The organism is Microcystis sp. M53602_WE12 (genome assembly GCF_030065455.1).
Taxonomy (GTDB): domain Bacteria; phylum Cyanobacteriota; class Cyanobacteriia; order Cyanobacteriales; family Microcystaceae; genus Microcystis; species Microcystis aeruginosa.
On sequence record NZ_JASJFB010000559.1, the window covers coordinates 1 to 3,611 of the forward strand.

Sequence of the window (3,611 nt, forward strand, 5' to 3'; positions counted from 1 at the left end):
ACAAGAAACAGGCAACAGCAGACAGCACACACGCCCCACCCCCCACCCCACACCCCACACCCCACACCCCACACCCCACACCCCACACCCCACACCCCACACCCCATCTCAATGCACTTACTGCATGATATAAATCCTTAAACACGATGGTTAACGGATTTCTGTTACAAACAATACAAAATTATCCAAGTTAAAAAGAATTAAATAACAAATAGAGACTAGGTAAATTACTAAATTTTTGCTAATGACGACGGTATTTTAAAGAATACTTATTGTTAAATCCCGATTTCTTCATTTCTAACCCGCACCAACTAGAACAATTACACCCACAAACCAAAAGGAGATAGATTCGTGGTACAAGCACCTGAAAAAGATGGAACAACTCTCAATAAATTCGAGAAATTTAAAGCCGAAAAAGACGGATTAGCCATTAAAGATGAACTAGATCATTTTGCCCAAATCGGTTGGGAAGCGATGGATAAAACCGATTTAGAATATCGCTTAAAATGGGTGGGGGTTTTTTATCGTCCCGTCACCCCGGGTAAATTCATGATGCGTTTGCGGGTTCCTAACGGCATTATTAGCGGTGAGCAAATGCGCGTTTTAGGGGAAATCGTGCAGCGTTACGGCGATGATGGTAATGCCGATATTACCACTCGTCAAAACCTACAATTACGCGGTATTCGTATCGAAGATATTCCTGATATTTTCCAACGACTAAAATCCGTGGGTATGACTTCGGTACAATCGGGCATGGATAATGTCAGAAATATTACCGGTTCACCCATGGCGGGACTAGACGCGGATGAATTAATTGATACCAGGGAATTAGTCCAAAAAGTCCAAGATATGATTACCAACTGCGGTCAAGGTAATTATCAATTTAGCAATCTGCCCCGCAAATTTAATATTGCCATCGAGGGGGGACGCGATAACTCGGTTCATGCGGAAATTAACGATATTGCCTTTGTTCCTGCCTATAAAGAGGGAGAATTAGGCTTTAATGTCGTGGTGGGTGGCTTTTTCTCGGCTAAACGCTGTGAAGCGGCAATTCCTATGAATGTTTGGGTGAGACCGAATCAGGAAGTGGTGGATTTATGCCGAGGAATTTTGGAAGTTTACCGCGACAATGGATTGCGCGCCAATCGTCAAAAATCCCGTTTAATGTGGTTAATTGATGAGTGGGGAATCGAGGAATTCCGCACGCGGGTGGCTAATCACTTAGGTTATGCCTTGGCAACGGCTGCCGAAAAAGACGCAATCGACTGGGAAAAACGGGATCATTTAGGAGTTTTCCCCCAAAAACAGGAGGGATTGAGCTATGTCGGTCTTTGTATTCCCGTTGGTCGTCTATTTGCCGATGATATGTTCGATTTAGCCCGGATTGCCGAAGTGTATGGTAGCGGAGAATTACGTTTAACCGTGGAACAAAACGTGATTATTCCCAATATAGCGGCTGAAAATATGGCGACTCTTTTAACCGAGCCTTTACTGGCTAAGTTTACCCCCAATCCCACTCCTTTACAACGAGCGCTCGTTTCCTGCACGGGGGCGCAATTCTGCAATTTTGCCCTGATTGAAACCAAAAATAAGGCTGTGGACTTGATTCGTCAGTTAGATGCCGAATTAAATATCCCCCGGGGTGTGCGTATCCACTGGACCGGTTGCCCTAACTCCTGCGGACAACCCCAAGTGGCCGATATCGGTTTGATGGGGACAAAAGCGCGCAAAGACGGCAAAACCGTGGAGGGAGTTGACCTCTACATGGGGGGTAAAGTGGGTAAAGATGCTCACCTAGGCAGCTGTGTACAAAAAGGGATTCCCTGTGAGGACCTAAAATCGGTGTTAACCTCTATCCTCATCGAGCAATTTGGGGCGACACCGAAAGGTTAATTGACAAGTTTATTGATACGCTGAATGGGTAGGGTTGATTCATAGTAGGGTTGATTCATGAATCAACCCTACCCAAACCCCCCGTTGGGGGCGTGGCGCCGCCCCCAAACCCCGGAGCGCATTAGTTTTTCGGTGGGATGCTTACACGCAGCTGCTGACGCATCTGTAATAATTTAAGAGTCACTCCCCTTGCAGGAGTGCCTGTCCTGATATGTAGCCTATACTCAACGGATTTAGTATCAGATGGGAATCGTTACTTAGCTTCAAATTGGGCTTGTTTACGAAGTAATTCCCCGATGGTTAAATTGGGTTGGGGTCTGCCATCAAAAACCGTTCCTACCTCAAATTTTTGCAACTGTACCCTTGCCAAATGATAGGCCTCATCCGGTAGGGGAATATAACCAATACTATCTAATAAATTGGGAACTCGATCGAGATAATGTTCGACAAATTTCTCTAAAGCGGGATTCTCTTGGGCTTTTTGGGCATTAACATAAATAAACAAAGGACGAGATAAAGGCTGATATTTACTATCCTCGACATTGCTGCGAGTTGGTTCAATACCGTTAACTTTCAAAGCTTTTAATTTATCCCGATTTTGTTCATAGTAAGCATGGCCAAAATAGCCTAAAGCGTTGGCATCTTGACTGACGGCATTAACTAAAGCTTGGTCATCTTCACTAAAATTAAAGTCCCCACGGCTGGCATCTTTGCCGTTAATTACCTCACTAAAAAAATCGTAGGTTCCGGAGTCTTTACCTGGTCCGTGAAGGGTAATCGGTTGGTCGGGCCAAGCGGGATTAATTTGATTCCAACGTTTGATTTTATTCTCGGCCGCTGGTTCCCAAATAGTTCTCAATTCTGTGGTGGAAATATCATCAACCCAGTTATTTTGGGGATTGACTACCACGGTTAAAGCATCAAAAGCGATCGGTAGTTCGATAAATCTTACCTTATTAGCATCACATTCTTTTAATTCTTCCACAGAAATTGGCCGAGAAGCATTATTAATATCGGTTTCTCCCGCACAAAATTTTCTAAAACCACCGCCGGTTCCTGAAATATTAGCGTCAATTTTAACATCAGCCAAAACTTTGTTAGGGGTATTAGCTTTAAAATCTTCGAGAACTTTATCGGTAATTGGTGCTACGGTACTCGAACCATCGATTTTAATTGGTTTTAGGTCTTGAGGATTAATATTGGCACAGGCGGGTAAAATTAGGGCAGTTCCTAGTATGGTTGCGACTACTTTGGTCGGACGAGATAGCTGAGTAAAAATTTCTAGCATAGGTGTCAACAAGGAGAAAGTAAAAACGGGTATTGGGGAGACTTTTCAGTTATCAGTGGGGAAGTGGGGAAGTGGGGAGAAAAAAGCTGAGGGATGATGACTAAAAACCTTAATCTTTTCTTTGTTGTTTTTACGTCACTACAATGGTAAGGAAAGAGAAAAACCTAATCTAAACTGGAAAAGTTAGCGGCCTTACCTGCGACTTAAAACTAATGTTTAGTCAAAATAAATAGTAAAAGAAGAACGTAGGTTGGGTTGAAGCATGAAACCCAACGCCCGCATGGGTTACGCTACCGCTAACCCATCCCACAAATAATTGTGCCTCCCTACTTAAAACTAATGTTTAGTCAAAATAAATAGTAAAAGAAGAACGTAGGTTGGGTTGAAGCATGAAACCCAACGCCCGCATGGGTTACGCTACCGCTAACCC

General features: G+C 43.7%; 2 protein-coding genes. One reads left to right on the top strand and one right to left on the bottom strand.

Annotated features, from left to right (window positions below; genetic code table 11):
* Positions 1-351: 351 nt before the first annotated feature.
* Positions 352-1,893 (top strand): ferredoxin--nitrite reductase, encoded by a 1,542-nt coding sequence (locus tag PX482_RS17990; protein WP_002760022.1) that lies wholly within the window; start codon positions 352-354, stop codon positions 1,891-1,893.
* A 253-nt stretch (positions 1,894-2,146) separates the two neighbouring features.
* Here the strand turns inward: PX482_RS17990 and PX482_RS17995 are convergent, their stop codons facing one another.
* A complete protein-coding gene (locus tag PX482_RS17995; protein WP_072926443.1) occupies positions 2,147-3,181 on the bottom strand; it encodes a PstS family phosphate ABC transporter substrate-binding protein in 1,035 nt (344 codons plus the stop codon).
* Positions 3,182-3,611 lie beyond the last annotated feature (430 nt).